The 25,575-nt window shown below is 45.3% G+C and carries 18 protein-coding genes; 15 read left to right on the top strand and 3 right to left on the bottom strand.

Features of this window, described 5'->3' with window-relative positions:
- Positions 1–64: 64 nt before the first annotated feature.
- On the top strand, positions 65–1,039 hold the full coding sequence (rhuM, locus tag ACOJUN_RS24305) for a RhuM family protein (RefSeq protein ID WP_422134420.1): 975 nt from the start codon (positions 65–67) through the stop codon (positions 1,037–1,039).
- A 142-nt stretch (positions 1,040–1,181) separates the two neighbouring features.
- On the opposite strand, the gene ACOJUN_RS24300 is transcribed toward rhuM, so the two are convergent.
- A complete protein-coding gene (locus tag ACOJUN_RS24300) occupies positions 1,182–2,948 on the bottom strand; it encodes a trans-sulfuration enzyme family protein (RefSeq protein WP_422134419.1) in 1,767 nt (588 codons plus the stop codon).
- Between the two features lie 269 nt (positions 2,949–3,217).
- Here ACOJUN_RS24300 and ACOJUN_RS24295 point away from each other — a divergent pair, with 269 nt between their 5' ends.
- The 6 genes from ACOJUN_RS24295 (at position 3,218) to ACOJUN_RS24270 (ending at position 9,784) form a co-directional block, all read left to right on the top strand.
- Positions 3,218–3,472, top strand: coding sequence for a DUF1315 family protein (locus ACOJUN_RS24295; RefSeq protein WP_422134418.1), 255 nt, complete (start codon positions 3,218–3,220; stop codon positions 3,470–3,472).
- Positions 3,473–3,482: 10 nt separating this feature from the next.
- Positions 3,483–4,322 (top strand): DUF2797 domain-containing protein, encoded by an 840-nt coding sequence (locus tag ACOJUN_RS24290; protein ID WP_422134417.1) that lies wholly within the window; start codon positions 3,483–3,485, stop codon positions 4,320–4,322.
- Positions 4,323–4,409: 87 nt separating this feature from the next.
- Positions 4,410–7,046 carry an aminopeptidase N gene (gene pepN, locus ACOJUN_RS24285; RefSeq protein ID WP_422134416.1) on the top strand — a complete coding sequence of 879 codons (2,637 nt, stop codon included), beginning with the start codon at positions 4,410–4,412 and terminating at the stop codon, positions 7,044–7,046.
- A 162-nt stretch (positions 7,047–7,208) separates the two neighbouring features.
- Positions 7,209–8,081: a hypothetical protein gene (locus tag ACOJUN_RS24280; RefSeq protein ID WP_422134415.1), complete on the top strand. Its 873-nt coding sequence runs from the start codon at positions 7,209–7,211 to the stop codon at positions 8,079–8,081.
- The gene (locus ACOJUN_RS24275) at positions 8,056–8,310 is read left to right on the top strand and encodes a hypothetical protein (RefSeq protein ID WP_422134414.1); all 255 of its coding nucleotides are present in this window, start codon (positions 8,056–8,058) and stop codon (positions 8,308–8,310) included. Before ACOJUN_RS24280 ends, ACOJUN_RS24275 begins: the two co-directional genes overlap by 26 nt.
- Before the next feature lie 415 nt (positions 8,311–8,725).
- Positions 8,726–9,784 carry a ShET2/EspL2 family type III secretion system effector toxin gene (locus tag ACOJUN_RS24270; protein WP_422134413.1) on the top strand — a complete coding sequence of 353 codons (1,059 nt, stop codon included), beginning with the start codon at positions 8,726–8,728 and terminating at the stop codon, positions 9,782–9,784.
- Positions 9,785–9,862: 78 nt separating this feature from the next.
- Here the strand turns inward: ACOJUN_RS24270 and ACOJUN_RS24265 are convergent, their stop codons facing one another.
- Positions 9,863–11,047: an RING finger domain-containing protein gene (locus tag ACOJUN_RS24265; RefSeq protein ID WP_422134412.1), complete on the bottom strand. Its 1,185-nt coding sequence runs from the start codon at positions 11,045–11,047 to the stop codon at positions 9,863–9,865.
- Positions 11,048–11,273: 226 nt separating this feature from the next.
- Between ACOJUN_RS24265 and ACOJUN_RS24260 the strand changes: the two genes are divergently transcribed.
- Both ACOJUN_RS24260 and ACOJUN_RS24255 read left to right on the top strand, forming a co-directional pair.
- Positions 11,274–11,594, top strand: a complete 321-nt coding sequence (locus ACOJUN_RS24260) for a WD40 repeat domain-containing protein (protein ID WP_422134411.1) — start codon at positions 11,274–11,276, stop codon at positions 11,592–11,594.
- A 262-nt stretch (positions 11,595–11,856) separates the two neighbouring features.
- Positions 11,857–13,668: an F-box/WD repeat-containing protein gene (locus tag ACOJUN_RS24255; protein ID WP_422134410.1), complete on the top strand. Its 1,812-nt coding sequence runs from the start codon at positions 11,857–11,859 to the stop codon at positions 13,666–13,668.
- 124 nt (positions 13,669–13,792) lie between these two features.
- On the opposite strand, the gene ACOJUN_RS24250 is transcribed toward ACOJUN_RS24255, so the two are convergent.
- Positions 13,793–14,356: a hypothetical protein gene (locus ACOJUN_RS24250; protein ID WP_422134409.1), complete on the bottom strand. Its 564-nt coding sequence runs from the start codon at positions 14,354–14,356 to the stop codon at positions 13,793–13,795.
- Positions 14,357–15,445: 1,089 nt separating this feature from the next.
- Between ACOJUN_RS24250 and ACOJUN_RS24245 the strand changes: the two genes are divergently transcribed.
- The 6 genes from ACOJUN_RS24245 to ACOJUN_RS24220 all read left to right on the top strand — a co-directional run bounded on the left by ACOJUN_RS24245 (position 15,446) and on the right by ACOJUN_RS24220 (position 25,511).
- Positions 15,446–17,245, top strand: coding sequence for an F-box/WD repeat-containing protein (locus ACOJUN_RS24245; RefSeq protein ID WP_422137125.1), 1,800 nt, complete (start codon positions 15,446–15,448; stop codon positions 17,243–17,245).
- 165 nt (positions 17,246–17,410) lie between these two features.
- Positions 17,411–19,222, top strand: coding sequence for an F-box/WD repeat-containing protein (locus tag ACOJUN_RS24240; protein WP_422134408.1), 1,812 nt, complete (start codon positions 17,411–17,413; stop codon positions 19,220–19,222).
- Positions 19,223–19,368: 146 nt separating this feature from the next.
- Positions 19,369–21,171 (top strand): F-box/WD repeat-containing protein, encoded by a 1,803-nt coding sequence (locus ACOJUN_RS24235; RefSeq protein ID WP_422134407.1) that lies wholly within the window; start codon positions 19,369–19,371, stop codon positions 21,169–21,171.
- A 166-nt stretch (positions 21,172–21,337) separates the two neighbouring features.
- On the top strand, positions 21,338–23,146 hold the full coding sequence (locus ACOJUN_RS24230) for an F-box/WD repeat-containing protein (RefSeq protein WP_422134406.1): 1,809 nt from the start codon (positions 21,338–21,340) through the stop codon (positions 23,144–23,146).
- Between the two features lie 56 nt (positions 23,147–23,202).
- Complete coding sequence (locus ACOJUN_RS24225) at positions 23,203–23,502, top strand: hypothetical protein (RefSeq protein ID WP_422134405.1); 300 nt, start codon at positions 23,203–23,205, stop codon at positions 23,500–23,502.
- Positions 23,503–23,690: 188 nt separating this feature from the next.
- A complete protein-coding gene (locus ACOJUN_RS24220) occupies positions 23,691–25,511 on the top strand; it encodes an F-box/WD repeat-containing protein (protein WP_422134404.1) in 1,821 nt (606 codons plus the stop codon).
- Positions 25,512–25,575: the final 64 nt, after the last annotated feature.

The following is a 25,575-nucleotide window of genomic DNA, read 5'->3' as shown; positions in this document are numbered from 1 at the left end:
GGTACCTTGGCGTCATCAAAGGCTATTCTTGATCACGCATTGAATAATAAATTTGGGACAAACAATGAGTGAACTATTAATCTACCAGGCTGGTAACGGCAATATACAAGTCAAGCTTTCCGAGAAAACCGTCTGGCTAAGCCTGAATCAGATGGCAGACCTGTTTGATAGAGATAAATCGGTGATTTCGCGCCATTTGCGTAATATTTTTCATGATGAGGAACTGGTACGTGAGCAAGTAGTTGCAAAAAATGCAACAACTGCCAACGACGGTAAAACGTATCAGGTGGAGTATTACAATCTCGATGCCATTATTTCTATTGGTTATAGAGTCAACTCTAAAAAAGGCACTCAGTTCAGGCAGTGGGCTACAAAAGCTCTGAATGATCACCTTACTCACGGTTTCTCCATCAACCAGCAACGTTTTGAAGAAAACGCCAAAGAGTTGGAAGCTGCTTTAGCGCTGATTCGCAAAGCAGCAGCAACGCCGGAACTGGAAGCAGAGGCGGGCAGGGGGCTGGTTGAAATTGTCAGCCGGTATACTCAGACCTTTCTCTGGCTGCAACGCTACGATGAGGGCTTGTTGAACGAACCGGCAGGTCAGCCCGGAGGCACCCTGGTCGATGAGCATCAGGCCATGGCATCATTAAATGAACTGAAAAAGCAATTAATTCAGCGAGGGGAGGCCACAGAGCTGTTTGCAAAAAACAGGGATGATGGTTTGGGCGCATTACTGGGAAATCTTGAGCAGACGACTTTCGGTGAACCTGCCTACCCAACCGTAGAGAGCAAAGCAGCGCACTTGCTCTATTTTGTGGTAAAAAACCACCCGTTTGTGGATGGTAACAAGCGCAGCGGTGCTTTCCTGTTTGTAGACTTTCTGTATCGCAATGGTCGCCTTATGAACGAGGATGACCAACCAGTGATTAACGACACAGGTCTTGCAGCGTTGACTCTGTTGGTTGCAGAGTCAGACCCGAAACAAAAAGATATCCTGATACGCTTGATTATGAACATGCTGACTCCTGAGGCAGCCTGACTATAAATGACTTCACTTTCAACTGAATCTGTCAATACTCCACGCTGCTTCAACAGTTCAGGAACAGGATGAAAAGAATCCATTATGGCCCTTTCATCCAGCTTTGTTCTCTGTTCCTTCAGATATAAGTGAATCGTCGTCTTTATTCTTTGCTCATAAATTCCAGATGTCTGGAATGCACATCCAGATGGGTCTCCCGTATCGTTTTATCCAGTTCTTCGTCTGACATAAACTGTTCGGAGAATCCCGGCATCACCGGGTCCAGATGAAGTTTTGCACACGCCTTGAACTGTCTTATCAGATCTCTCGGGTTTTCATCGCCCATGGCGACACGAATAGTGGTCAGAAAAATGCCCGCCTCTCTCTGGGCGGATTCGTCCATTTCTGAATGAGACGTTAAGGCCGGACAGAGTACCAAAGTATTGCTCTGACCAAGGCTGACCATATGACCAAAAGCCGGTTCCAGGGCATCAAAGAAACGGATGAAAGCTTCTCTCGGAATCCGGGCTTTCTCCATATCAATACTGAACAGCGGGCTGGGCAGGCCGAGATAGAGCTGCTGTTCCCGCAAGTCTGAGTTAGGGTGGCTGCTCAGGGCATGGCTGTTGACCTGGATCTGGTCGTGGGCATTAAGATAGTGACTGAACACCAGAGTATTAATGCACTTGGATAGCATTCGGTTTTCCAGGGTTTTCAGACCATTGATAATGTCCAGAGATTTATCGGCATCCAGGAAAGCGCCCTTGATGTAGTACACGTCCCAGAACAGGGTTTCATGCCAGCTTACGCCTTCATGCTCAGTGTTCTTGGGCAGGAACATACGACGGCTTTCAGCAACGATACCACCTGCGGTGGCGCTGCCAGAGCCGGAGATGTCTTTGGTGTAACTGTGGATGACCCAGTCAGGTCGCTTGCTCTTGTCCTTATTGCGCAGTGGGCGATGAAGGAAGGGCGTGGCCAGAGTTGAATCGAGAGCCACCAGATAACCTTTCTCATGACTTTTTTTACAGATGCTGGCGACATCAATCACATTGCCGTGGGGATTGCAGGGGGATTCCAGATAAACCAGGATTTTTTTGCCATCTTTCAGGGCTGACTTATATTTCTCTTCGACCTGCTTGAGTTTCTCACTGAATGCTTCGCCAGAAAATCCGTCAAACCATTCCAGCTTGACGGCCATGCGGTCAGGGCGGGCATAGAAATCCTGCATCAGCTGGAAAGTACCGCCATAAACATTGCGGGAACTGAGCAGAATGTCGCCATGCCTGAGCTGGTTTGCCAGCAGGGCATCAATCGCAGCCATACCGCTGTTGAAGTTCCAGGTCATGTAGTCACCGGCATTTTCTCCTGCTTCCAGAGCGGTCAGGGTGTTGGCCAGAGAGATCGATGTCGGGTTGAGCAGGCGGCTGTAAATCGGGTGAGTGCTTTCCTTGCCGTTAAAGGCATCTTCGACCCACTCGGTACAGGCATAGAGATAAGTGGCAGTCTTTACCACGGCGGGCGTGGCCGAGAACAGGGCGCCGACATTGGCAAACAGAGGGTAGTCACCTTTGACAACCCGGCTGCTGACATCCATTCCCAGGGCATGATAATCCTGCTTCATGCTGGGTTGCAGCATGTCGATCAGCTTGGCCAGCTGGAAACAGAGAAACTTTTTGGCATTAAAGTGGCTGATTTTGTCCGACTCAGGCAGTGAGGCTATGGCCTGACAAAGGCTCTCGAACTGGCTGATATCGGAACCTGCCTGGTAAAGACTGCTGGCGGCACTGAGTAAAGATTGGCCAAAGGGCGTGTCAGGTTGAATACCAAAATGTTGAAGCTGCTCAGCGGCCAGTGCATCGGCATCCTGAGCCCGGGTAGTGTTGCGAATGGGTGACAAACGCTGCATAACAGGAATCTGGTTATTCATGAGTGTGTCCTCTTTATTAAGAAAATGCCCCGACTTCGTGATACAGAGCTAGTGGCACTTTCCACTTAAGGCTTTTTTTATCGGGAATTACAGCAAACATCCCGGTAAGGTGATGCAGACTGCGTTTTTTCGCTTGTGGCGATTTGATAGTATTATCCTTCCATATTTGTTTTGCCTTGTAACGGGCTAAAAAGCCTGAAAGGCAAAATTCTTTTCCTGGATTGCTAACTGTCCACCAGGAACTATTCAGATGAGGATAAGTGGATTTGATGCAGCTTAAAGACTTTCTGGCCCAGATGACGCCAGAAATTTACCAGAACATGAAACAGTCGCTGGAGCTGAGCCGCTGGCCCAATGGTGACATGCTGACACCGGACCAGAGAGAAGGCATCCTGGAGGCTCTGATCGCCTGGGAGCACGGCAACCTGCCTGAAGAAGAGCGCATTGGTTACATGCCTGTGAATTGCAAAAGTGCATCCGGACAGGATGCGTCTGAAACCACCATTCTGCGCTTTAAAGACTGAGGTATAGAACTTGACTCAACCTCTGAGTGGCGCACTGCGCAAAATGGAATCGCTACTGAAAGAAGGCCAGCCGGTGGAGTACCAGCTGCCTTTGGGCGATGATCGACTGCCCCTGAATGAACTGATGGGAAAAAAACTGACCCTTGAATACCAGGGCGAGATCAACTGCTGCCACTGTGGCCGCAAGACCAGGAAAAGTTTCAGTCAGGGCTTCTGTTATCCCTGTTTCAAAAAGCTGCCCCAGTGTGACAGCTGTATTATGAGCCCCGAAAAGTGTCATTATCATGAAGGCACCTGTCGGGATGCCGCCTGGGGTGAAAAGTTCTGCATGACCGATCATGTCGTCTATCTCGCCAACTCCTCGGGTCTGAAGGTCGGTATCACCCGCGCAACTCAGGTACCCACCCGCTGGGTGGATCAGGGGGCGACCCAGGCCCTGCCTTTTGTCAGAGTCTCTACACGACAGCAGTCTGGTTTAATCGAAACCCTGTTCAAGGCCTTTGTGAATGATCGAACAAACTGGCGTGCCATGTTGAAAGGGACGGCAGAACCTCTGGATCTCAAAACACAGGCCAGTGATCTGCTGGAGATGAACGCTTCACGGCTGGAAGCGCTTCAGGAACAGTTTGGATTACAGGCCATAACACCGGTGGCCGATCCGGAAGTCGTTGATATTCGCTATCCCGTCGAGCAATATCCTGTCAAAGTGACTTCCATGTCCTTTGATAAAAAACCGCTTATTGAAGGCGTACTGATGGGTATTAAGGGGCAATACCTGATCCTTGATACCGGTGTTATCAATATTCGCAAGCACACTTCTTATCAAGTCAACGTATCAGTTGCAGCCTGATCGGCATGGAGAGGAAACATACCTCTGCGCAAATTGAGCCAAAAGCTCTAACAACAAAAGCACGACCATGGTAAAGGAAGGTTGAAAATGAAAGACGCCCAACCCAGAGCTATTTACCTGAAAGATTATCAGGCTCCGGATTATTGGATTGATACCACCGACCTGACCTTCGACCTGTTCGAAGATCACGCACTGGTGACCTCGGTACTCGGCTTGCGCCGAAATGAAGATCGTGGACAAGATACCCCCGACCTGACTCTGGTTGGTATCGACCTGGAGCTGGTCAGTGTCTTTATTGACGGTTCCGAACTGACCTCTGATCAGTACATCCTCGGTTCTGAAAGCCTGACTGTACCGGTCACCCGTCTCTCATTCTCTCTGACGGTTGTGACCCGTATTCGTCCTCAGGAAAACACTTCTCTGGAAGGACTGTATAAATCCAACGGCATGTTCTGCACCCAATGCGAAGCAGAAGGCTTCCGCAAAATTACCTACTATCTGGATCGTCCGGATGTTATGTCCAAATTCACTACCAAGGTGATTGCCGACAGAGGCCGTTACCCGGTACTGCTGTCCAATGGTAATGATATTGCCCGTGGCGAGTTTGAAGGTGGACGACACTGGGTGACCTGGAAAGACCCGTTCAAAAAGCCCAGCTATCTGTTTGCCCTGGTAGGCGGTGATCTGGAAATGGTGGAAGATAGTTTCACCACCATGAACGGCAGGGAAGTAGCACTGCGTATTTTCACCGAGTCTCACAATATCGACAAATGCGACCACGCCATGCTTTCTCTGAAAAAGTCCATGAAGTGGGACGAAGAGGTGTATGGTCGTGAATACGATCTGGATATCTTCATGATCGTAGCGGTAGATCATTTCAACATGGGGGCGATGGAAAACAAGGGTTTGAACATTTTCAATTCTTCCTGCGTACTGGCAAGCCCCGATACGGCCACTGACGCCAGTTACCAGCGTATAGAAGCGATTGTTGCCCATGAGTATTTCCATAATTGGTCTGGCAACAGAGTCACCTGTCGTGACTGGTTTCAGCTGAGCCTTAAAGAAGGCTTCACTGTATTCCGTGACGCTGAATTCTCAGCAGATATGAATTCACGGGGCGTCAAGCGGATTGCAGACGCTGCGATAATGAAGACGGCACAGTTTGCTGAAGATGCAGGCCCCATGGCTCATCCTATACGCCCGCAGTCATTTATCGAGATCTCCAACTTTTACACCCTGACCGTTTACGAAAAGGGTTGTGAAGTGGTTCGGATGATTCAGACCATTGTCGGTAAAGACCATTTCCGCAAAGGTTCAGACCTGTACTTTGACCGTTTTGACGGTGAAGCAGCGACCTGTGAAGACTTTGTCAAAGCCATGGAAGAGGCTTCCGGCGTTGACCTCGGTCAGTTTCGTCATTGGTATAACCAGGCGGGAACGCCGGTTGTTTCTGTGACCGACAGCTTTGATCAGGCGTCAGGTCGGTACACTCTGACAATAGCCCAGAGTTGTCCGGCCACTCCGGGTCAGGAGACTAAGCTGCCTTTTCATATTCCTGTGGCTGTTGCCCTGCTGGACAAGGATGGCAAAGCCCTGCCACTGAACGAAGCCGGTGAGACTGAACGGGTTCTGCATGTTACAGCGGCTGAAGACACCTGGACATTCGAAGGACTGACTGAAAATCCATTGCCGTCTATTCTGAGAAACTTCTCTGCGCCCGTTCGTGTCAAATACGATTACCGTCGTGAAGATCTGGTTTTCCTGATGAAGTACGACAGCGATAGTTACAATCGTTGGGATGCAGGTCAGCGTCTGGCCACTGCGGTTATTGAAGATCTGGTCGACGGACTGCTGAAGGACAAAGAAACCGCGATTGACTCAAGACTGGTTGATGCTTTCGGTGTCGTGCTCGCCGATGAAGAGCTGGACAAGGCGGTTAAAGCAGAAATGTTGAAACTGCCCTCTGAAGCGAGTCTGGCTGAGCAGGCGGAAGAAATTCACCCTCTGCAGATCTGTGAATCCAGAAGTCGTGTTCGCAAAGCCATTGCCGAGGCTCACAAAGATAAACTGCTGGAGCTTTATCAAACTCTGCACCTGAAGGGTGAGTATCGCCCGCAAGCCGGAGATATTGCCAAACGTACCCTGAGAAATATCTGCCTCGGCTACCTGGTTGAACTGGAAGACGACAGTCTGCAACAACTGGCTGAAGATCAGTACAAGAATGCCAGCAATATGACCGACCTGCGTGCAGCCATGGGCGCCGTCATTAATTCCAGTTTTCAGAGTCGGGAAACCATTGATTCTCTGCTCAATGACTATCTGGATCGTTATAAAGATGACGCAGTGGTCATGGACAGCTGGTTTATGCTGCAAAGCAGCAGCCCGTCTCTGGGCACTCTGGAGCATCTAAGGTCACTTCAGGAGCATGAATCTTTTGACCGCACCAGCCCGAATAAGCTGAGAGCTTTATTGGGCGGATTTGCCAGCGGGAATATGAAGCAGTTTCATTCTGGCACAGGCGAAGGCTATGAGTTCCTGGCAGACTGGGTCATCACCCTTGATAAACAGAACCCGCAAATCGCTTCTCGTCTGATGACGCCATTGACACGCTGGAAGAAATACCAGCCAGCTATAAGGGAACGCATGAGAAAAGCGCTGGAGCGGATCAAGGCAGTACCTGATCTGTCTACCGATATTTATGAAGTAGTCACCAAGAGTTTGTGATCTCTACCTCTTTCTACCCTGCTGCCGAGTTGGAAGCAGGGTGGAACCCATTTAACGGACACCCTGCCTGCGACAACAATCTTCACTTTTTCCTGAACAGAGCAACAGCTGCGGAACTTATTAGCACTTTAGTGCTCTATATATATAGTGAGCAAATGGATCATGGTAACTAAAAAAAAGAAGGGGGGGGGGCGCGCAATGGATCAAATCAAATTAGGTGTTCTGTCGGCACTTTCACATTCGTGGCACAATCATTCAGAATCCTTGATGTCAGTCAGGGCTATAACATCCCTTGTTAATGGCATCAAGGCATGTTTTGGTGGTTATTCTGTCAGCATTTTGCACTCTACCAACACAAAACTGATGAAAGAGCATCCTGATGCATGGTTTACTAAAGCACTCCATAAACCATTAAGTGCTTATAATATTAACATCCCGCTAGCCTGCGAGGGATCAACTCACTATGTTAAAAACAAGGTAAATCAGCTGCATGATCAAGGGCGAAGTCTTCAGGTTAAACTTGCCTTCCAGGAGGATGGTATTAGTGTTCCAATCCCCATCTATGACTCCGACAATTCCCAGTTCCCCACAAACCTTAATTTTCAAGTCCATCGCTCTGATAATGACACCATAGCACCAGGGAAAGAGATAGCCTGCCGTCATTTCGCTTGGGCTTATGCCAGAAGAGTCTTTGGTCGGCGGAAGGATTTTGAAATAATAAATACCCCAGAAAAAATACAGTTAACCTTTGCAAATACAGCTGATGATCCATTAAGAGAGTCATACTATCTTCCAGTTAGATTGGCAGATGGTCAAATGACTAAGAGAGCCTGTTTTGCTGACTTGTATTATTTTCATAAAGGCAAGTTTGCAGAAGCTCTTACAGGGCTGGTAGAAAAGTACTGGAATATGTCGGACAGTGATGAAAAGAATTTTTTTTTTCCGTTCCCGAGAACATGGAAGATTTTCTCACTCAATGGCCCTGAGATTAAAGAAGCAGAATGGATGCATGAAGGTTATTTTTTACGACCCTAACGCCACACTCAGGCACAAAACATTCCTTCTCTCGGAACCAGGTTTGGCTGCATATATCGCCGGTGAAGATCTTCAAGCCAGCTTCCTCTCTTATGGAGTGCTTATGAATATTGATGATAGGAAGAAATCTTATGATGAAAGTGATATCCGGAGTTTTGGTGGCTCACTGAAGAGTAATCATTTAATGATAGATCCTGGGCATGAGACTCATGCTGTATTAAGGGGATAGTGGAAATAAGTATTCGGAAAATAGTACTTTTGTTTCAGATAAGTAACTATACAGGCACTTGATATTATCCAAAGATTTATAAGGTAATTATAAATTTTTTGGCGATTTATAGAGGTTTGTTTTGAGTTGGGTTTCAGGTAAACACTGGGTGTTATTTGATTTTTCATTTAATTTGAACTTACTGGCAAGTTTGAACTCTAAGTACCTGGTCAGTTGGTTTCGCATATTCTGGCGAGTGGATTTTTTCATCCTTCAAGGCGCAACGATGGGCGCGTAGCCATAGCTACGCAACCAGAGTTGGAACGCAGAAGGGTGGAAAAAGCCGCCGTCCAGAATATGCGAAACCAACTGGTTAGGTACTTATAGGTTTAAGAAAATTGATCATGATTGTTGATAATGAAAGGAATATCATGAAATGGATCAGATTAATCTTGGTGTTCAGTCGGCACTTTCACATTCCTGGCACAGACATTCAGAATCCTTGATGCCAGTCAGGGCTATAACATCCCTTGTTAATGGCATTAAGGCATGTTTTGGTGGTTATTCTGTCAGTGCTTTGGGTTGTCTCACCACAAAGCTGATGAAAGAATACCCTGATGCATGGTTTACTGAAGCACTCCACAAACCATTAAGTGCTTATAACATTAACATTCCGCTGGCCTGCGAGAGATCAACTTGCTATGTTTTCAACAAGATAAAACAACTGCATGAAATAGGGCGAAGTCTTGAGGTTAAACTTGTTTTCAAACAGAATGGTTCTATCGTTCCAATTCCTATGTATAACTCTGATGATTCCTGGTTTCGAAAAAACCTCAATGGTCAATTCTGCCGGTCTGACAATGACATTAGAGCACCTGGAGAAAAAATAGTCTGCCGACATTTTGCCTGGGCTTATGGCAAAAATGTATTTGGCCGTGGGAAAGATACTTTTGAAAGAATAAATACCTCAGAAAAAATACAGTCAACCTTTGCAAATACATCTAATTTTCCATACGAAGTAGTAAACTACTCTAAATATGGAATATTTGCTGATGGATATTATTTCCTTGAGGGAAAGTTTTCTGAGGCTCTTACAGGGCTGGTAAAAAAATATTGGAATATGTCGGCTGGCGCTGAAAAGAACTTTTATTTTCGTTCACAAAACGATGGCACAATTGACCACGCAATGGCCTTGAGATTAAAGAAACAGGATGGATGCATGAAGGTTATTTTTTATGACCCTAACGCTACACTCATGCACAGAACAATCCTTCTCTCGGAGCCAGATTTGGCTGCACACATTACCGGCGACGATCTTCAAACCAGCTTCCTCTCTCACGGAGCACTGATTAATATTGATGATTTTAAGAGATTTTCTAATCAATGTGATGTTCAGTGCTTTGGTGCCTCGCCCAATGTGATGAGTCGTCATATACAAATAGCAATTGGACATTATCCCGAAATACCACGGTGGAAAATGGGTGGCTTTAGATAGATCACTCTGCAGGTAATGCACCCAATCACCTGAGTTAATTCGTGGTGATCGGGTGTCACCCGGTTAAGCTTCTTCAGATCAGAATAAGAAACTATCGGTATCCAAATCCCCAGAGGGAATTTCTGACCTGCTTTCACTAACAGGGCGTTGAGAGCTGGGCGTGATACAATCTGGGACTGCAGTTTCTCCCCGGCTATTGGAATGAAAATCGTCGACAGTATCAACCTCCCACCTCTCAAAAGCTCCCATCCGAGATGATTGATTAAATGCTAAAAATTTTTCAGAAGGGGTTGTTTCGAATAACTTCTTATATTCAAAACCCTTTTTTTCCAGCTCCTGTTTCAATCTATCCCAGCTAAAAGATTTAGTAGATGGATCGAAAATGGTGCGAAGAGGCACGGAGTTATGTTCGTCATTGATGAAAATAGCGTTGTATTTCCATAAATCATAATGATAGATGTATAGATCTGTGCTGAGGTCAAAAATGGCTGGATGCGTTTTTTTCAGGCTGATAAATAATAAATCGGTTCGCATGTCTTCCAGAAGATTTGTGAAAGCAGCTTCTGGAGTTTTCGCTTTGTTAATATCTTCAGCCCAATAGGAGAATTCGCCCTCGGGCTCGTTGGGTTTGAGCTGCATAAAAAGCACAATCGCTGGTTTCTCGTGAAGGTGTACTAATCGGGTTGTTACGCAATATTTTTCATCATAATGCACATGAGTGGCTTTGTACTTTTTTTCAGCAAATGACTCACGGAGCCATTCAATAATTGGAGCATGGTTGTTCTCCAGAAAGTTTTCTGCCGCTTGATATGGGAAAGTTGCAAGAGGATAAGGGCAGAGCGCTTTCTTGCCGGAGCTAATCGAGGCATTGGCACCTACCACAGAACAAAGGTTTTCAGCGCATTCCAGTGGCAAATCTTCTCTTAATGATGTGCTATTTTGGTAAATTTTAATCGTTGAAGGACTGGCATGATCCCTGCACTCAGGACAGGACTGTTTGTTTAATTTAGTAACGCATTCTGAATGGTACACATGGAAGCATGGCAACAAGGATAATGGTTTGATTTCAGTATTGGTGAAAAGATCCAGGCATATACTGCACTTACCTTGAAGAGCAGCTTCTACTCGCCGAGATGACTTTGTAGCTTGAAGTTGGTGCCCCTTAAAGTTTGCATTATTAGCTGGAGACGTTGATTCCGAAGTATGGGCTTTAGTCTCAGGCATAGCGTATTTGGGCTCTGTGCCAGTGCTGATGTTATTCATGTTGTACCTCACTTATCTAATTGGTTAATTTTATGACTATTTTCACAAGAAAAAGTTCCTAACCGGGCATACAGAAGGTTTCGTTCTAATAGAGGTATGGCCGACAGTTGGGGGGGGCATGCAGCCAAAATGCTTCTAACTGGCTGTTTTCGTTGATGAAAAATACAATTTTTCTTTTTTGAGGCAGTGTGTCGAAGAAAAGGTCATCAAGTGGTTCCAAAGGACTGTGATCGTCAGTGATGATGGCACGGCGAAAATCAGTAGCCTGCAGACCGATGGATCATGGAAACTAAAAGCCAACATTGTCCACCAGGATAAGGTTCTCTCTGCCAGCTTCAGTGCCGATGCTTGCCATGTGGTGACCGCCAGTATCGATGGTGTCGTAAAAATTTATGGCCTGCAGGCCAATGGCTCATGGCTGCAAAAAGCCGCCATTCAAAAAAAGACAGAATTCACCGCAGCCAGCTTCAGCGCCGATAGCCGCAATGTGGTGACCGTCAGTCGAGATAACAAGGTGAGAATCACTGAACTACGCAAGAAGGATTGATGGTTGAATGAGCGTAGACAACTTTTTCGTATGTAAACGCAGAATCTTTATATTGTGCTTCCTTATATTCTTTATTGCGAAAAACTGTGCTGTTGGATAATAAGCTTCTTGAAACTAGATTTCCTGATTTTTCTTGGGGGGAGTGGTGATTGTATTTTGAGTTTTTTAATGGAACTTTTATTTCAAAATCGAATCCAATTTACAGCATCAATTTTGAATGCCCTCTTTAACCGGGGAGATAGTAACTCAGGAGAAACCCAGCATGGACTCTAACGCTAACATTTCCAGCACAGTCGCTTCACTCTCGCTACAGCCTGTGGACACTCCAATAGAGAGCGAGCCATCGGGTGTTAGTGCGGGCAGATCCATCGCTCTACCTGATAAGGACATTGAGAAAACAGTTTCATTGCACTCTTTGCCCGAAGAATTACAAATTAAAATTTTTCGTTTGTTGGAGTTTCGGGATATTATCGGTTTACAACAGGTATCTACTCACTTTAACAATCTTATTAAAGACGATCATTCCTTGGAAAAGGCATGGTATCGCCGGTTTTCTTTACAACACCAGGATCAATTAAAGAAAATCCTTCCGACAAAGGATAAAGAACAACTCCGTAATTGGCTGCGACCCTTTACGAAAGATGAAGCGTTAGTTGAATCACTCATCAATCACCGGGAGAAAGTTTATTTTCCTGCTTTGTTCCATTTCAACAAAGCTAGACTGATGTCTCAATACAAAAAGTATTATTTGGATACACAAGCGGTCATTGCTCATAATGGCAGTCCGAACCGAATCGAATTTAGCACCGATGGCCGCCATTGGCTCACCAGCAGTATAAATGGCGAGGTGAAAATCATTGCTCAGAAGGGCGATGGGTCTTGGGAGCAAAGACTCACCCTTTCCCATGAAAACGGTCTCATATCAGCCGTCTTTAGTGCCAATGGCAAGCACTTGGTGACCATCAGTGTCGATGAAACGGCGAAAATCTGTAGTCAGGGTGATGATGGGCGATGGGAAGAAAAACTCACCATTTCCCATTCACATTACAGTTGGTCCTACTCAGCCACCTTCAGTGCCGATGGTCGTCATTTGGTGGTTGCCAGTGACTTCACTGCGGCGAAAATCTATGGTCAGGAAGTCGATGGATCATGGGTAGAAAAATTGACTCTTGCCCATAATCTGACAATCGCCTCAATCACCTTTAGCGCCGATAGTCGCCGAGTAGTGACGGCCAGTGTTGATAAAACTGCGAAAATCTACGTTCAGAAGAGTGATGGTTCATGGGAAGAAGAAACGACTATTCACCATGATGAAACTGTCCAATCCGCCATCTTTAGTGCGGATGACCAGCATGTGTTGACTGTCGGTCAAGATTACAAGGCAAAAATCCTCAGCCAGAAGCTCAATGGATCATGGGTAGATAAAGTCACCATTTCCCATGACCGACTGATCAACTCGGCCACTTTCAGCACCGATGGTTACCGAGTGGTAACGGCCAGTGAGGATAATACGGTGAAAATCTATGGTCTGAAGACCGATGGGGCATGGGAAGAAGAAGCTAATATTTCCCATGATCACTGGGTCAAATCAGCCAGCTTTAGCCCTAACGGCCGCCATGTGGTGACCGCCGATCGTAATAACACGGTGAAAATCTACGGTCATAAGGACGATGGATCATGGGAAGAAAAGCTCACTATTTTCCATGATGAAAATATTATCTCAGTCATCTTCAGCCCCGATGGTTGCCATGTCCTAAGCAGCTGTAAGTATGGTACCAGGAAAATCTCTGGCAGGAAGGCTGATGGATCATGGGTCGAAAAAGCCATCATTTGCTATGGAGATTCATTTCGCCCAGCCGTTTTCAGTACCGATGGCCGCCATTTGCTTACTACCCATTTAGATGGAACGGCAAAGATTCATGGTCAGGAGATTGATGGATCATGGGTCGTAAAAGCCATCCTTTCCCATGATTGTTCGATCGAATTAGCCACTTTCAGCACCGATGGTAACCATGTATTGACTTTCAGTAGTGATAATAGAGTGCGAATTAATAAACTACGGATGAGTGAATGATTGATTACTGTGACAAATAAAAGGGGCGCCATTCTGGTTGTGAAAGACAAAAAGACAAGCCTTCCCACAGAGGATAAAGAACAACTCCGTAATTGGCTGCAACCGCGTACGAAGTCTGTGTTTTTTACCCACTTTGACCTAACTCCTCAATCTCTTCTTTTATTTCTTGAAGCTTATCTGTTAGTCCTAATTCAGTAAATGAGTTTATAACCTCAGTATTCTCATTAAGTATTTTCAACACCATGAGCAAGACCTTCTTTAAGTCTTCATTCAAACCTTTGTTTCTTTGCAAACCCTCAAGAGTTCTATCAAGTACACCACCTGGCCCGGTAAATGGGGAATCGCTAGCAAAAGTACTTAAAAGATTAGACGGAGTATTGCCAACGCCGGCTTCTACCAAGTTCCATAATTGCCCTAAATATATATCTTTCGGATCTATCGGGTTAGGTTGACCTTCACTTAAAAGCACTGCTCTCATCATTCTAACTGACGCAATCATTGTTGAAAGCCTGGATGATTCACAAGCATCCAAAAGCATTGTATGACTAGCTTCGCTTTTTTTAAATGATATCGTTAAAGCTTTGTCATTCAATGAGATGAGGCGAGTAGCAGTTGAGAGGACTGTTGCCCTTGAATAACAAGAAAGTAAACATATTAATAACACTAAAATCGTATTTGTGAGTCTCATACTAAATTAGTCTCAAATTTACATTACGATGAAAAAGTAGCATTGGATACGTGGAAAAGCAAAGCACCTGAATCAAATTCACCGTTTGCGTCCTTATCTCGATTTTTAGTAGTTATTGGGCCTTATCCCCAGCCTGTCGAAGCGAAGAATAAATAAGGAGATAAATCAAAAATAGAAAAAGTCTGGTCACGCAAAAATTTTATAAATTAGAAACTAATTTATAATTCATCTTGCTTAAGATTCACTGCAACGGCTCAAACTTTTACTTTGGTAATAGCGGCAAACTCAATAAAGCGTTGAAAAACGACTGCATAGGTTTTAAAAGACACACAATGTCATCTCACCAAAGTTATTCAGTAAAAATGATGAAGTATAAGACCAAAAAAATGAATCAAACAGTCAAAATAAACGACTACAATAATTTAACTCACAAAACCATAATTGAACTGTACTTATGAGCCTTCAAAGCCTTGATTCGCCCAACAGCACGATAGAATCGATTATTGCAACTCATGATTCTTAGTCATTCGTCTGCATCGATTGCAAGCCTTTTCAGAACAGGAGTATGCATTCTGATATAGAGCCTTTTCCGTCTTTTCTTACCGCTCTTCCACTCCAGTCGACCGTTTCCGGGTAATCATGAAGAATTTAACATCCTTCTCCATCTGAATACGGTGTTCCAAAACCCGGTTCCCACGCTGAAACATGGGAGCCAGAATTTTGCGACAGCCTCGATTCAGGTGGGGGAGAATGGCAATCAGCACTTAACTCCAATTAATGAACTTTTATTTCGAAATCTACTCTTAAGTACTCAACCATACGAAATCATATTTTCTGACTTATTGTTCAGGCACTCGCGGCAACTGCTCCTGCGTTGCTCTAGCTCCTGCATCCATGCAGTCGTGCTGCGTTGCAACTCTGGTCACATAGTTTGCTATGTTCCCGTCGTTGCGCCTTGCAGAGCACCTGCCCAATAAGCCAGAAATATTCGATTCCGTATGGCTGAGTACTTATTAATTGCATCAGTTTTGAAAGCTCTTTTTTAATTGATTGAAAGTTCTAACATAGGAGAAACCAGGTTTGGATTCTATGAATAGTGAATCTGGCGTAGCCGGTTCAGTCTTGCTGTCAGATGGTTACGCTCGATTGGAGGGAAAATCATCAGGTGTCAGTAAAGTTAGATCCATCGCTGTACCCGACAAAGAAATACAGAAAACTGCTTCATTGCACGATTTGCCCGAGGAATTAACCGTCAAAATTATTCGTTTGTTGGAACTTCGGGATATTGTCCGCTTGCAACAGGTATCGACTCACTTACACAGGGTAATTAACGACAATCATGCTCTGGCAAAGGCATGGTTTCAGCGGTTTTCTTTACCGCACCAATATCAATTAAAGACAAGCCTTCCTGCAGAAGATAAAAAACAACTCCGTCTTTGGTTGAGGCCGTTTACGAAGGATGAAGCGTTAGTCGAATCACTCATAAAATGCCGAAAGAAAGTTTATTTTCCTGCTTTGTTTTATTTCGCCAAAACTGGGCTAATGTCTCAATGTAAAATATTTGATTTAGAGAAAAAAGCTACCATTGCCCACTATGACCGTGTCAGATCGGCCAACTTCAGCGCGGATAGCCGTCATGTGGTGACCGCCAGTAACGACAAAAAGGCGATAATCTATGGCCAGAATGACAATAAGCGATTATGGGTAAAAGAAGCCACCATTTCCCACGATGGTGACGTCAACTCAGCCATATTCAGTGCCGATGGCCGCCACGTGTTGACGATCAGTAAGGATCGCACGGCGAAAATCTATGGGCAGGGAGTCGGTGGGTCATGGGTACATAAACTCACCATTTCCCATAATGGTTTCGTCATCTCAGCCTCTTTCAGCCCGGATGGTCTGCACTTGATAACCGGCAGTATCGACCGCACGGCAAAAATTATTAGCCAGAAGGATGATGGATCATGGGAAGAAAAGCTCATCATTTCCCATAATTACCGGGTCGACTCTGTCACATTCAGCTCTGACAGCCGTCGTGTGATGACCGGCAGTTTCGATAACACGGCGAAAATTTATGGTAAGAGGACTGATGGATCATGGGAGGAAGAAGCCTTCATTATCCATGATCACTGGATCCAGTTAGTCGCTTTTAGCGCTGATGGTAGCCATGCGCTAACCGCCGGTGATGATCACAAGGTGAAAATCCACCACCTGGAAGAGAATGGATCATGGTTAGAAAAAGTGACCATTTCCCATGATAACTACGTGGAGTCAGCTACCTTCAGCGTCGATGGCCATCATCTGGTGACGGGCAGTTTGGATAACACGGCGAAAATCTATGGTGAGAAGACTGATGGCTCATGGGAACAAGAAGCCATTATTTCCCATAATCACTGGGTTGCATCAGCCAACTTAACTGCCAATGGCCGCCATGTGGTGACCGTCGGTAGAGATTACAAGGTCAAAATCCATAGCCGGCAGGTCAATGGATCATGGGTAGAAAAGCTCACCCTGTCCCATAATGATTGGATCAACTCAGCCACCTTCAGCCCTGATGACCGCCATGTGGTGTCCGCCAGTATGGATGGCACGGTGAAAATCTGTGGCCTTAAGATCAATGGATCATGGGAAGAGAAACGCACCTTTTTCTGTAATGATTGGGTCAACTCTGCCACCTTTAGCCCCGATGGTTGCCATGTGGTAACCGCCAGTGATGACTGCACGGTGAGAATCATTGGCCAGCAAACTGATGGATCATGGGTCGTAAAAGCCATCCTTTCTCATAAACGTTCAATCAAATCAGCCACTTTCAGCGCCGATGGTAACCATGTATTAACTATCAGTAGGGATAATAAAGTGCGAATTATTAAACTACGGATGAGTGAGTGATGGTTTCCTGTGACAAATAAAAGGGGCGCCATTCTGCATGTGCTGAAAGACAGAAACTCAGGACAGCATTTTATGAACTTTTATTTCAAAATCGACTCTAATTTGCTTCATCAATTTTGAACCTCCTTATCAATCTTCGGTAACACTAACCAGGAAAAATCAGTGATGGAAGCTGCAAATAATAAATCCAGCATGGTCGGTTATTCCTCGGCCCTAACCAAGTTCGCGCGTTCGGCACCCGAACCATCGGGTTACACTGCGGGCAGGTCTGTCGCTGCAGCTGAAAAAGAAATAAAGAAAACACCCTCATTGAACGATTTGCCCGAGGAATTAACCATCAAAATTATTCGCTTGTTGGAACTTCGGGATATTGCCCGTTTGCAACAGGTATCGACTCACTTACACAGGGTTATTAAAGATAATCATGTTCTGGCAAAGGCATGGTATCAGCGGTTTTCTACACCGCATCAATATCAATTAAAGACCAGCCTTCCTGCAGCAGATAAAAAACAACTCCGTTGTTGGCTGAGGCCGTTTACGAAGGATGAAGCGTTAGTCGAATCACTCATAAAATACCGAAAGAAAAGTTATTTTCCTGCTTTGTTTCATTTCACCAGAACCGGACTGATGTCTCGATGTAAAACATTTAATTTAGAGAAAAAAGCTACCATTACCCACGATGACTTTGTCAGTTCAGCAAGCTTCAGCGCCGATGGCCTTCATGCGTTGACCGCCAGTAACGACAAAAAGGCGAAAATCTATGGCCAAAAGGACGATGAATCATGGATAAAAAAAGCCACCATAGCTCACGCCTTTCAAGTCACCTCAGCCAAATTCACTGCCGATAGCCGCCATGTGTTGACCGCCAGTGTTAACACTTCGAACATCTATGGTCAGGGAGTTGGTGGGTCATGGGTACATAAACTCACCATTTCCCATAATGGTTTGATCTGCTCTGCCTCCTTCAGCCCTGATGGTCGCCATGTGGTAACTGGCAGTTGCGACCACACGGCGAAAATCATTAGCCAGAAGGATGACGGATCATGGGAAGAAAGGCTCACCCTTTCCCATAATCACTGGGTCAACTCTGTCTTCAGCACCGATAGCCGTCATGTGATGACCATCAGTTTCGATCACACTGCGAAAATCTTCGCACAGAGAGACGATGGATCCTGGGAAGAAAAAATCATCATTCATCATAATGGCTTGATCCAGTCAGCTACCTTTAGCGCGGATGGTCACCATGTGGTGACCGTCAGTGGTGATCACAAGGCGAAAATCCACCATTTGGAAGAGAATGGATCATGGTTAGAAAAAGTGACCATTTCCCATGATCAGCGTGTGAACTCAGTTGACTTCAGCGCCGATGGGCAACATCTGGTGACGGCCAGTTTGGATAACACGGCGAAAATCTATGGTGAGAAGACTGATGGCTCATGGGAGCGAGAAGCCACTATTTCCCACGATGACTGGGTCTTAACAGCCAACTTAACTGCTAATGGCCGCCATGTGCTGACCTTGGGTGGAGATAACAAGGTCAAAATTCATAGCCGACAGGTTGATGGATCATGGAAAGAAAATGTCACCATTTTCCATGATGACTCTATCAACTCAGCCGCTTTCAGCCCTGATGGTCAGCATCTGGTGACCGCCAGTAATGATCGCACGGTGAGAATTTATGGCCTGAAGGTCGATGGATCATGGGAAGAAAAACGTACCTTTTACCACAATGATTCTGTCAACTCTGCCACCTTCAGCTCCGATGGTCGCCATGTACTAACTGCCAGCGATGACTGCACGGCGAGAATCATTGGCCAGCACACTGATGGGTTATGGGTCGTAAAAGCCATGTTTTCCCATAAACGTTCAATCAAATCAGCCACTTTCAGCGCCGATGGTTACCATGTATTAACTATCAGTAGCGATAATAAAGTGCGAATTATTACACTACGGATGATTGATGATTGTGACAAATAAAAGGGGCGCCATTCTGCATGTGCTTAAAGACAGAAACTTTTAAGTCCATGTTTTGAACTTTTATTTCAAATCCAACTCTAATTTTCTCCATCAATTTTGAACCTCCTTGTTTATCGACGGCAAGACTAGTCCAGGGAAAATCAGGTATGCATAGCGCAAATAACAACTCCGGCGTCGTTGGATTTTCCTTGCCTCCAACCAAGCTCACACGATCGGGCGGAGAACCTTCTGGTGACGGAGCGGGCAGGTCTATCGCTGTCGTTGAAAAAGAAATAAAGAAAACAGCCTCATTGCACGATTTGCCCGAGGAATTAACCGTCAAAATTATTCGTTTGTTGGAACTTCGGGATATTGTCCGCTTGCAACAGGTATCGACTCACTTACACAGGGTAATTAACGACAATCATGCTCTGGCAAAGGCATGGTTTCAGCGGTTTTCTTCACCTCACCAATATCAATTAAAGACAAGCCTTCCTGCAGAAGATAAAAAACAACTCCGTCTTTGGTTGAGGCCGTTTACGAAGGATGAAGCGTTAGTCGAATCACTCATAAAATGCCGAAAGAAAGTTTATTTTCCTGCTTTGTTTTATTTCGCCAAAACTGGGCTAATGTCTCAATGTAAAATATTTGATTCAGAGAAAAAAACGACCATTGCCCATCGTGATATTGTCAGATCAGCCAACTTCAGCGCCGATAGTCGTCATGTGGTGACTGCCAGTGACGACAGAAAGGCGAAAATCTATAGCCAGAATGACAAGGGAAAATGGGTAGAAAAAGCAACTATTGCTCACAATTTTGATGTCAACTCAGCCACCTTCAGTGTCGATAGCCGTCATGTGGTGACTCTCAGTTTCGATCATACGTCGAAAATCTATGGTCAGGGAGTCGATGGGTCATGGGTACATAAACTCACCATTTCCCATAATAATTTCATCAACTCAGCTTTCTTCAGCCCTGATGGTCGTCATGTGGTAACCGCCAGTGACGACCACACAGCGAAAATTATCAGTCAGAAGGATGATAGATCCTGGGAAGAAAAGCTCACCCTATCCCATAATGATTGGGTCAACTATGCCACCTTCAGCGCCGATAGCCGTCATGTGTTGACCGTCAGTGCCGATCACACTGCGAAAATCCTCCACCTGCGGGACGATGGATCATGGGAAGAAAAAGTCACCATCTCCCATGATCATTGGATCAGATCAGCCACCTTTAGTGCTGATGGTAGCTATGCGGTGACCGTCGGTGATGATCGCAAGGCGAAAATCCACCACCTGGAAGAGAATGGATCATGGTTAGAAAAAGTGACCATTTCCCATGATGACTTTGTGCAGTCAGCTACCTTCAGCGACGATGGCCATCATTTGGTGACGGCCAGTTTGGATAACACGGCGAAAATCTATGGTGAGAAGACTGATGGCTCATGGGAACGAGAAGCTACTATTTCCCATGTTTACTGGGTCACTTCAGCCGCCTTCAGTTCTGATGTCTGCCATGTGGTGACCGCCAGTGAAGATAAGAAGGTCAAAATCCATAGCCAGCAGGACAATGGATCATGGAAAGAAAATGTCACCATTTCCCATGATGGCACTGTCAACTCAGTCACCTTCAGCCCTGATGACCGCCATCTGCTAACCGCCAGCAACGATGGCGCGGTGAGAATCTTCGGCCTGAAGGACGGATCTTGGGAAGAAAAACGTACCTTTTACCACAATGATTCTGTCAACTCAGCCACCTTTAGCCCTGATGGCCGCCATGTGGTAACTGCCAGTGACGATTGCACTGCGAGAATCATTGGCCAGCACACTGATGGATCATGGGTCGTAAAAGCCATCCTTTCCCATAAATGTCCGATCATATCAGCCACTTTCAGCGCCGATGGTAACCATGTATTGACTATCAGTAGGTATAATAAAGTGCGAATTATTAAACTATGGATGAGTGAATGATTCTTTGCTGTGATAAATAAACGGGGCGCCATTCTGCATGTGCTCAAAGACAGAAACTCAGGACACCACTTTTTGAACTTTTATTTCAAAACCGACTCTAATTTGCTTCATCAATTTTGAGCCTCCTTATCAATCGTCGGTTACTCTAATTCAGGGAAAATCAGTGATGGATGCTGCAAATAATAAATCCAGCATGGTCGGTTATTCCTCGCCCACAATCAAGTTTGCGCGATCGGCATTAGAACTATCGGGTTACAGTGTGGGCAGGTCTGTCGCTGTCGCTGAAAAAGAAATAAAGAAAACACCCTCATTGCACGATTTGCCCGAGGAATTAACCCTCAAAATTATTCGCTTGTTGGAGCTCAGGGATATTGCCCGTTTGCAACAGGTATCTACCCATTTACACAGGGTTATTAAAGACAACCATGCTCTTGCAAAGGCATGGTATCAGAGGTTTTCTTTGCCACACCAATATCAATTAAAGACGAGCCTTCCTTCAGAAGATAAAAAACAACTTCGTCTTTGGCTGAGGCCGTTTACGGAGGATGAAGCGTTAGTCGAATCACTCATAAAATACCGAAAGAAAGTTTATTTTCCTGCTTTGTTCTATTTCACCAGAGCTGGACTGATGTCTCGATGTAAAACATTTGATTTAGAGAATAAAGCAACCATTGCCAACCGTAACCGTATCAGATCAGCCAACTTCAGCGCCGATAGCCGTCATCTGGTGACCGCCAGTAACGACAGAAAGGCGAAAATCTATGGTCAGAATGATAATAAGCGATTATGGGTAAAAGAAGCCGTCATTTCCCACCATGGTCACGTCACCTCAGCCACATTCAGTGCCGATGGCTACCATGTGGTGACCGTCAGTGTGGATAACACGTCGAAAATCTATGGTCAGGAAGTCGGTGGGGTATGGTTGCATAAACTCACCCTTTCCCATAATGGTTTTATCGGCTTAGCCTCCTTCAGTCCTGATGGTCGCCATTTGGTAACTTGCAGCGACGACTTCACGGCAAAAATTATTAGCCAGGAGGATGATGGATCATGGGAAGAAAAACTCATCCTTTCCCATAATAATTGGGTCACATCTGTCGCATTCAGCTCGGATAGTCGTCATTTGATCACTGCCAGTTTTGATAACACGGCAAAAATCTATGGTGAGAAGACTGATGGTTCATGGCAAGAAGAAGCCTCCATTACCCATGATCACTGGGTCTTATCAGCCACCTTCTCTGCCAATGGCCGCCATGCGGTGACCGTCGGTGGTGATTACAAGGCGAAAATCCACCATCTGGAAGAGAACGGATCATGGTTAGAAAAAGTGACCATCTTCCATGATTACCGTTTGCAATCAGCTACCTTCAGCGCTGATGGCCACCGTATGGTGACGGCCAGTTTCGATAGGACGGCGAAAATCTATGGCGAGAAGACTGATGGATCATGGGAACATGAAGCCACCATTACCTATAATCACTGGGTCGAATCAGCCAGGTTAACGGCCAAAGGCCACCATGTGGTGACCGTAGCCAGAAATGGCAAGGTCAAAATTCATAGTCGGCAGGTCAATGGATCATGGCAAGAAAATGCCACCATTTCCCATGATGGCACCGTCAACTCCGCCGCCTTCAGCCCTGATGATCGTCATTTGCTGACCGCCAGTAACGATGGCACATTGATAATCTTCGGCCTTGAGCTCAATGGATTGTGGAAAGAAAAGCGCACCATTTCCCATGATGGTCTGATCAACTCTGCCACCTTTAGCCCTGATGGTCGCTATGTGGTAACCGCCAGTGATGACTGCACGGCGAGAATTATTGGCCAGCACACTGATGGATCATGGGTCGTAAAAGCCATACTTTCCCACAAACGCTCGATCAAATCAGCCACTTTCAGCGCCGATGGTAACCATGTATTGACCATCAGCAGCGATAATGAAGTGCGAATTAATAAACTGCGGACGAGTGAATGATGGTTGACTGTGGCAATTTATTTCGCAACCGACTCTAATTTACTCCACGTAACACCGTGAAAATCTTTGGCCGGAAAGACGATGGACTATGGGAAGAAAAGCTCACCATTTCCCATGATGGCCGTGACATCTCAGCCATCTTCAGTGCCGATGGCCGCTACCTGCTGAGCACTCATATAAACGGAACGGCAAAAATCCATGGTCAGGAGATTGATGGATCCTGGAGCGAAAAAGTCATTATTTCCCATGATGAATCGATCATATCAGTCGGCTTTAGCGCTGGTAGCCAATACGTCATTACGATCACGAAAAATAACAACGTGCATTTTAATAAATTATTGATGAAGCTGGATTAAAACAATAATTGATTGTTTGCTGTGAGAAATTAAAGGGACTCAATCCTGCCTGTGCTGAAAGACTGAAAGTTTATTAGTTGCATTTAAGACCCTCTAATGAACTTTTACTTCAAAACCGAGTCTGATCAATCGTATCAATCTTTAATGATCTTTTTACAGGAAGAATATTAACAAAGGAGAAATCAGATTTGGATCCTACGAATAATAAATCCAGTATGGCTGGTTCGCTCTCGCTGTTAATCAATCGCACTCAGTTGGGGGAAGAACTATCTGGTATTAGTGCGGATAGATCCGTCACTATACCTGAAAAGGAAAAAAACAAAAAATCTTTATTGCTCTATTTTCCTTTCGAAATAACAATCAAAATTATTCGTTTGCTGGAGTTTCGAGATGTTACCCGCTTACAGCAAGTTTGTACTCACTTTAACAATGTCATTAAAAACGATTATGCTCTGGAAAAGGCATGGTATCGTCGGCTTTCTTCACCACATCAATATCAATTAAAGAAGATTCTTCCTATAAAGGATAAAGAGCAACTCTGTAATTGGTTGCGACCGTTTACGAAGGATCAAGCGTTAGTCAATTCACTTGTAGAACAGCGAGAGAGAGCTTATTTTCCTGCTCTCTGCCATTTCACCAAAGCTCGACTGATGTCTCAATACAAAAAGTATTATTTAGTTACAGAGGCTGTCTTTGCTCATCATAGCCAGGTGTACTTTGACACCTACAGCATCGATGGTCGCCATTTGTTGACCGCCAGTAGAGATGGTGAGGTGAAGATCATTAGTCAGAAGGTTAATGGGTCATGGCAGTGTACGCTCTCCTGTTTCCATGGAGACGATATCAGATTAGCCAGCTTTAGTGCCGATGGCAGCCATTTGGTGTTTGGCAATTACAGAGATGATAGGTTGAAAATCTTTGGTCAGGGAGACGATGGATCATGGAAAGAAAAGCTCACCATTTTCCATGATGATTGGTTCGAATTTGCCGTCTTAAGTGCCGATGGTAGTCATTTGGTGACTGATGTTTTCGGAAAGGGGGTAAAAATCTATAGTCAGGAAGACGATGGATCATGGGCAGAAAAAGTCACTATCTGCAATGTCTCATTGGTCAAAGCAGCCACCTTCAGCGCCGATGGTCGCTTACTGTTGACGGCCAACTGTGATAAAACCGCGAAAATCTATTGTCAGAAGACCGATGGCTCATGGGAAGAACAAACCACCATTCGCCATCATGACTTTCTCAAGTCGGCCATTTTTAGTGCTGATGACCGCCACGTGTTGACCCTCGGTGGTCATTACAAGGCGAAAATCCATGGCCAGAAGGTCGATGGATCATGGGTAGAAAAAGTCACCATTTCCCATAAACGATTGGTCAACTCAGCCACCTTTAGCGCCGATGGTTGTCGAGTGGTGACGGCCAGTGACGATGAAACTGCGAAAATCTTCGGTCAGAAGACCGATGGCTCATGGCAAGAGGAAGCCTCAATTTCCCATGATTACGGCGTCAGATCAGCCACTTTTAGCCACAATGGCCGCCATGTGGTGACCATCAGTCTTAACAAGGCGAAAATCTGCGGCCAGAAGGACGGTGGATCTTGGGAAGAAAAACTCACCATTTCCCATGATGGCAATATTATCTCAGCCATCTTCAGCCCGGATGGTTGCCATGTGTTAACCAGATGCAGAGATGGTACCAAGAAAATATCTGGCAAGAAGGTTGATGGATCATGGGTCGAAAAAGCCATCATTTCCCGTGATAATCCGTTTAACCCAGCTATCTTCAGCCCCGATGGCCGCTTAGTGCTGACCACCCGCAAAGATGGAACAGCAAGGATCTATGGTCAGGAAATTGATGGATCATGGAGCGAAAAAGTTATTATTTCCCATAATGATTGGATCACAAGAGTCGGCTTTATGGCTGGTGGCGACTACGTGGTGACGATCACTAGCGATCACATAGTGCGAATTAATAAGTTAAGAATGAAGTTGGATTCAAGCAATAATTGATCGTTGACTGTGGCAAATAAAAGGGACGCCATTCTGCATGCGGCGAAAGACAGAAACTTCGTTA

It is taken from the genome of Endozoicomonas sp. ALD040, from assembly GCF_049275945.1.
In the GTDB taxonomy this organism is placed as follows: domain Bacteria; phylum Pseudomonadota; class Gammaproteobacteria; order Pseudomonadales; family Endozoicomonadaceae; genus Endozoicomonas_A.
The sequence above is the reverse complement of the archived record's forward strand: the minus strand, read 5'-3'. Positions and strand labels throughout refer to the sequence as shown.

Coding starts and splice junctions, on each gene's coding strand:
- rhuM (WP_422134420.1), top strand. CDS start 65: ATGAGTGAACTATTAATCTACCAGGCTGGTAACGGCAATATACAAGTC.
- ACOJUN_RS24300 (WP_422134419.1), bottom strand. CDS start 2,948: ATGAATAACCAGATTCCTGTTATGCAGCGTTTGTCACCCATTCGCAAC.
- ACOJUN_RS24295 (WP_422134418.1), top strand. CDS start 3,218: ATGCAGCTTAAAGACTTTCTGGCCCAGATGACGCCAGAAATTTACCAG.
- pepN (WP_422134416.1), top strand. CDS start 4,410: ATGAAAGACGCCCAACCCAGAGCTATTTACCTGAAAGATTATCAGGCT.
- ACOJUN_RS24280 (WP_422134415.1), top strand. CDS start 7,209: ATGGTAACTAAAAAAAAGAAGGGGGGGGGGCGCGCAATGGATCAAATC.
- ACOJUN_RS24275 (WP_422134414.1), top strand. CDS start 8,056: ATGAAGGTTATTTTTTACGACCCTAACGCCACACTCAGGCACAAAACA.
- ACOJUN_RS24270 (WP_422134413.1), top strand. CDS start 8,726: ATGGATCAGATTAATCTTGGTGTTCAGTCGGCACTTTCACATTCCTGG.
- ACOJUN_RS24265 (WP_422134412.1), bottom strand. CDS start 11,047: ATGAATAACATCAGCACTGGCACAGAGCCCAAATACGCTATGCCTGAG.
- ACOJUN_RS24255 (WP_422134410.1), top strand. CDS start 11,857: ATGGACTCTAACGCTAACATTTCCAGCACAGTCGCTTCACTCTCGCTA.
- ACOJUN_RS24250 (WP_422134409.1), bottom strand. CDS start 14,356: ATGAGACTCACAAATACGATTTTAGTGTTATTAATATGTTTACTTTCT.
- ACOJUN_RS24245 (WP_422137125.1), top strand. CDS start 15,446: ATGAATAGTGAATCTGGCGTAGCCGGTTCAGTCTTGCTGTCAGATGGT.
- ACOJUN_RS24240 (WP_422134408.1), top strand. CDS start 17,411: ATGGAAGCTGCAAATAATAAATCCAGCATGGTCGGTTATTCCTCGGCC.
- ACOJUN_RS24235 (WP_422134407.1), top strand. CDS start 19,369: ATGCATAGCGCAAATAACAACTCCGGCGTCGTTGGATTTTCCTTGCCT.
- ACOJUN_RS24230 (WP_422134406.1), top strand. CDS start 21,338: ATGGATGCTGCAAATAATAAATCCAGCATGGTCGGTTATTCCTCGCCC.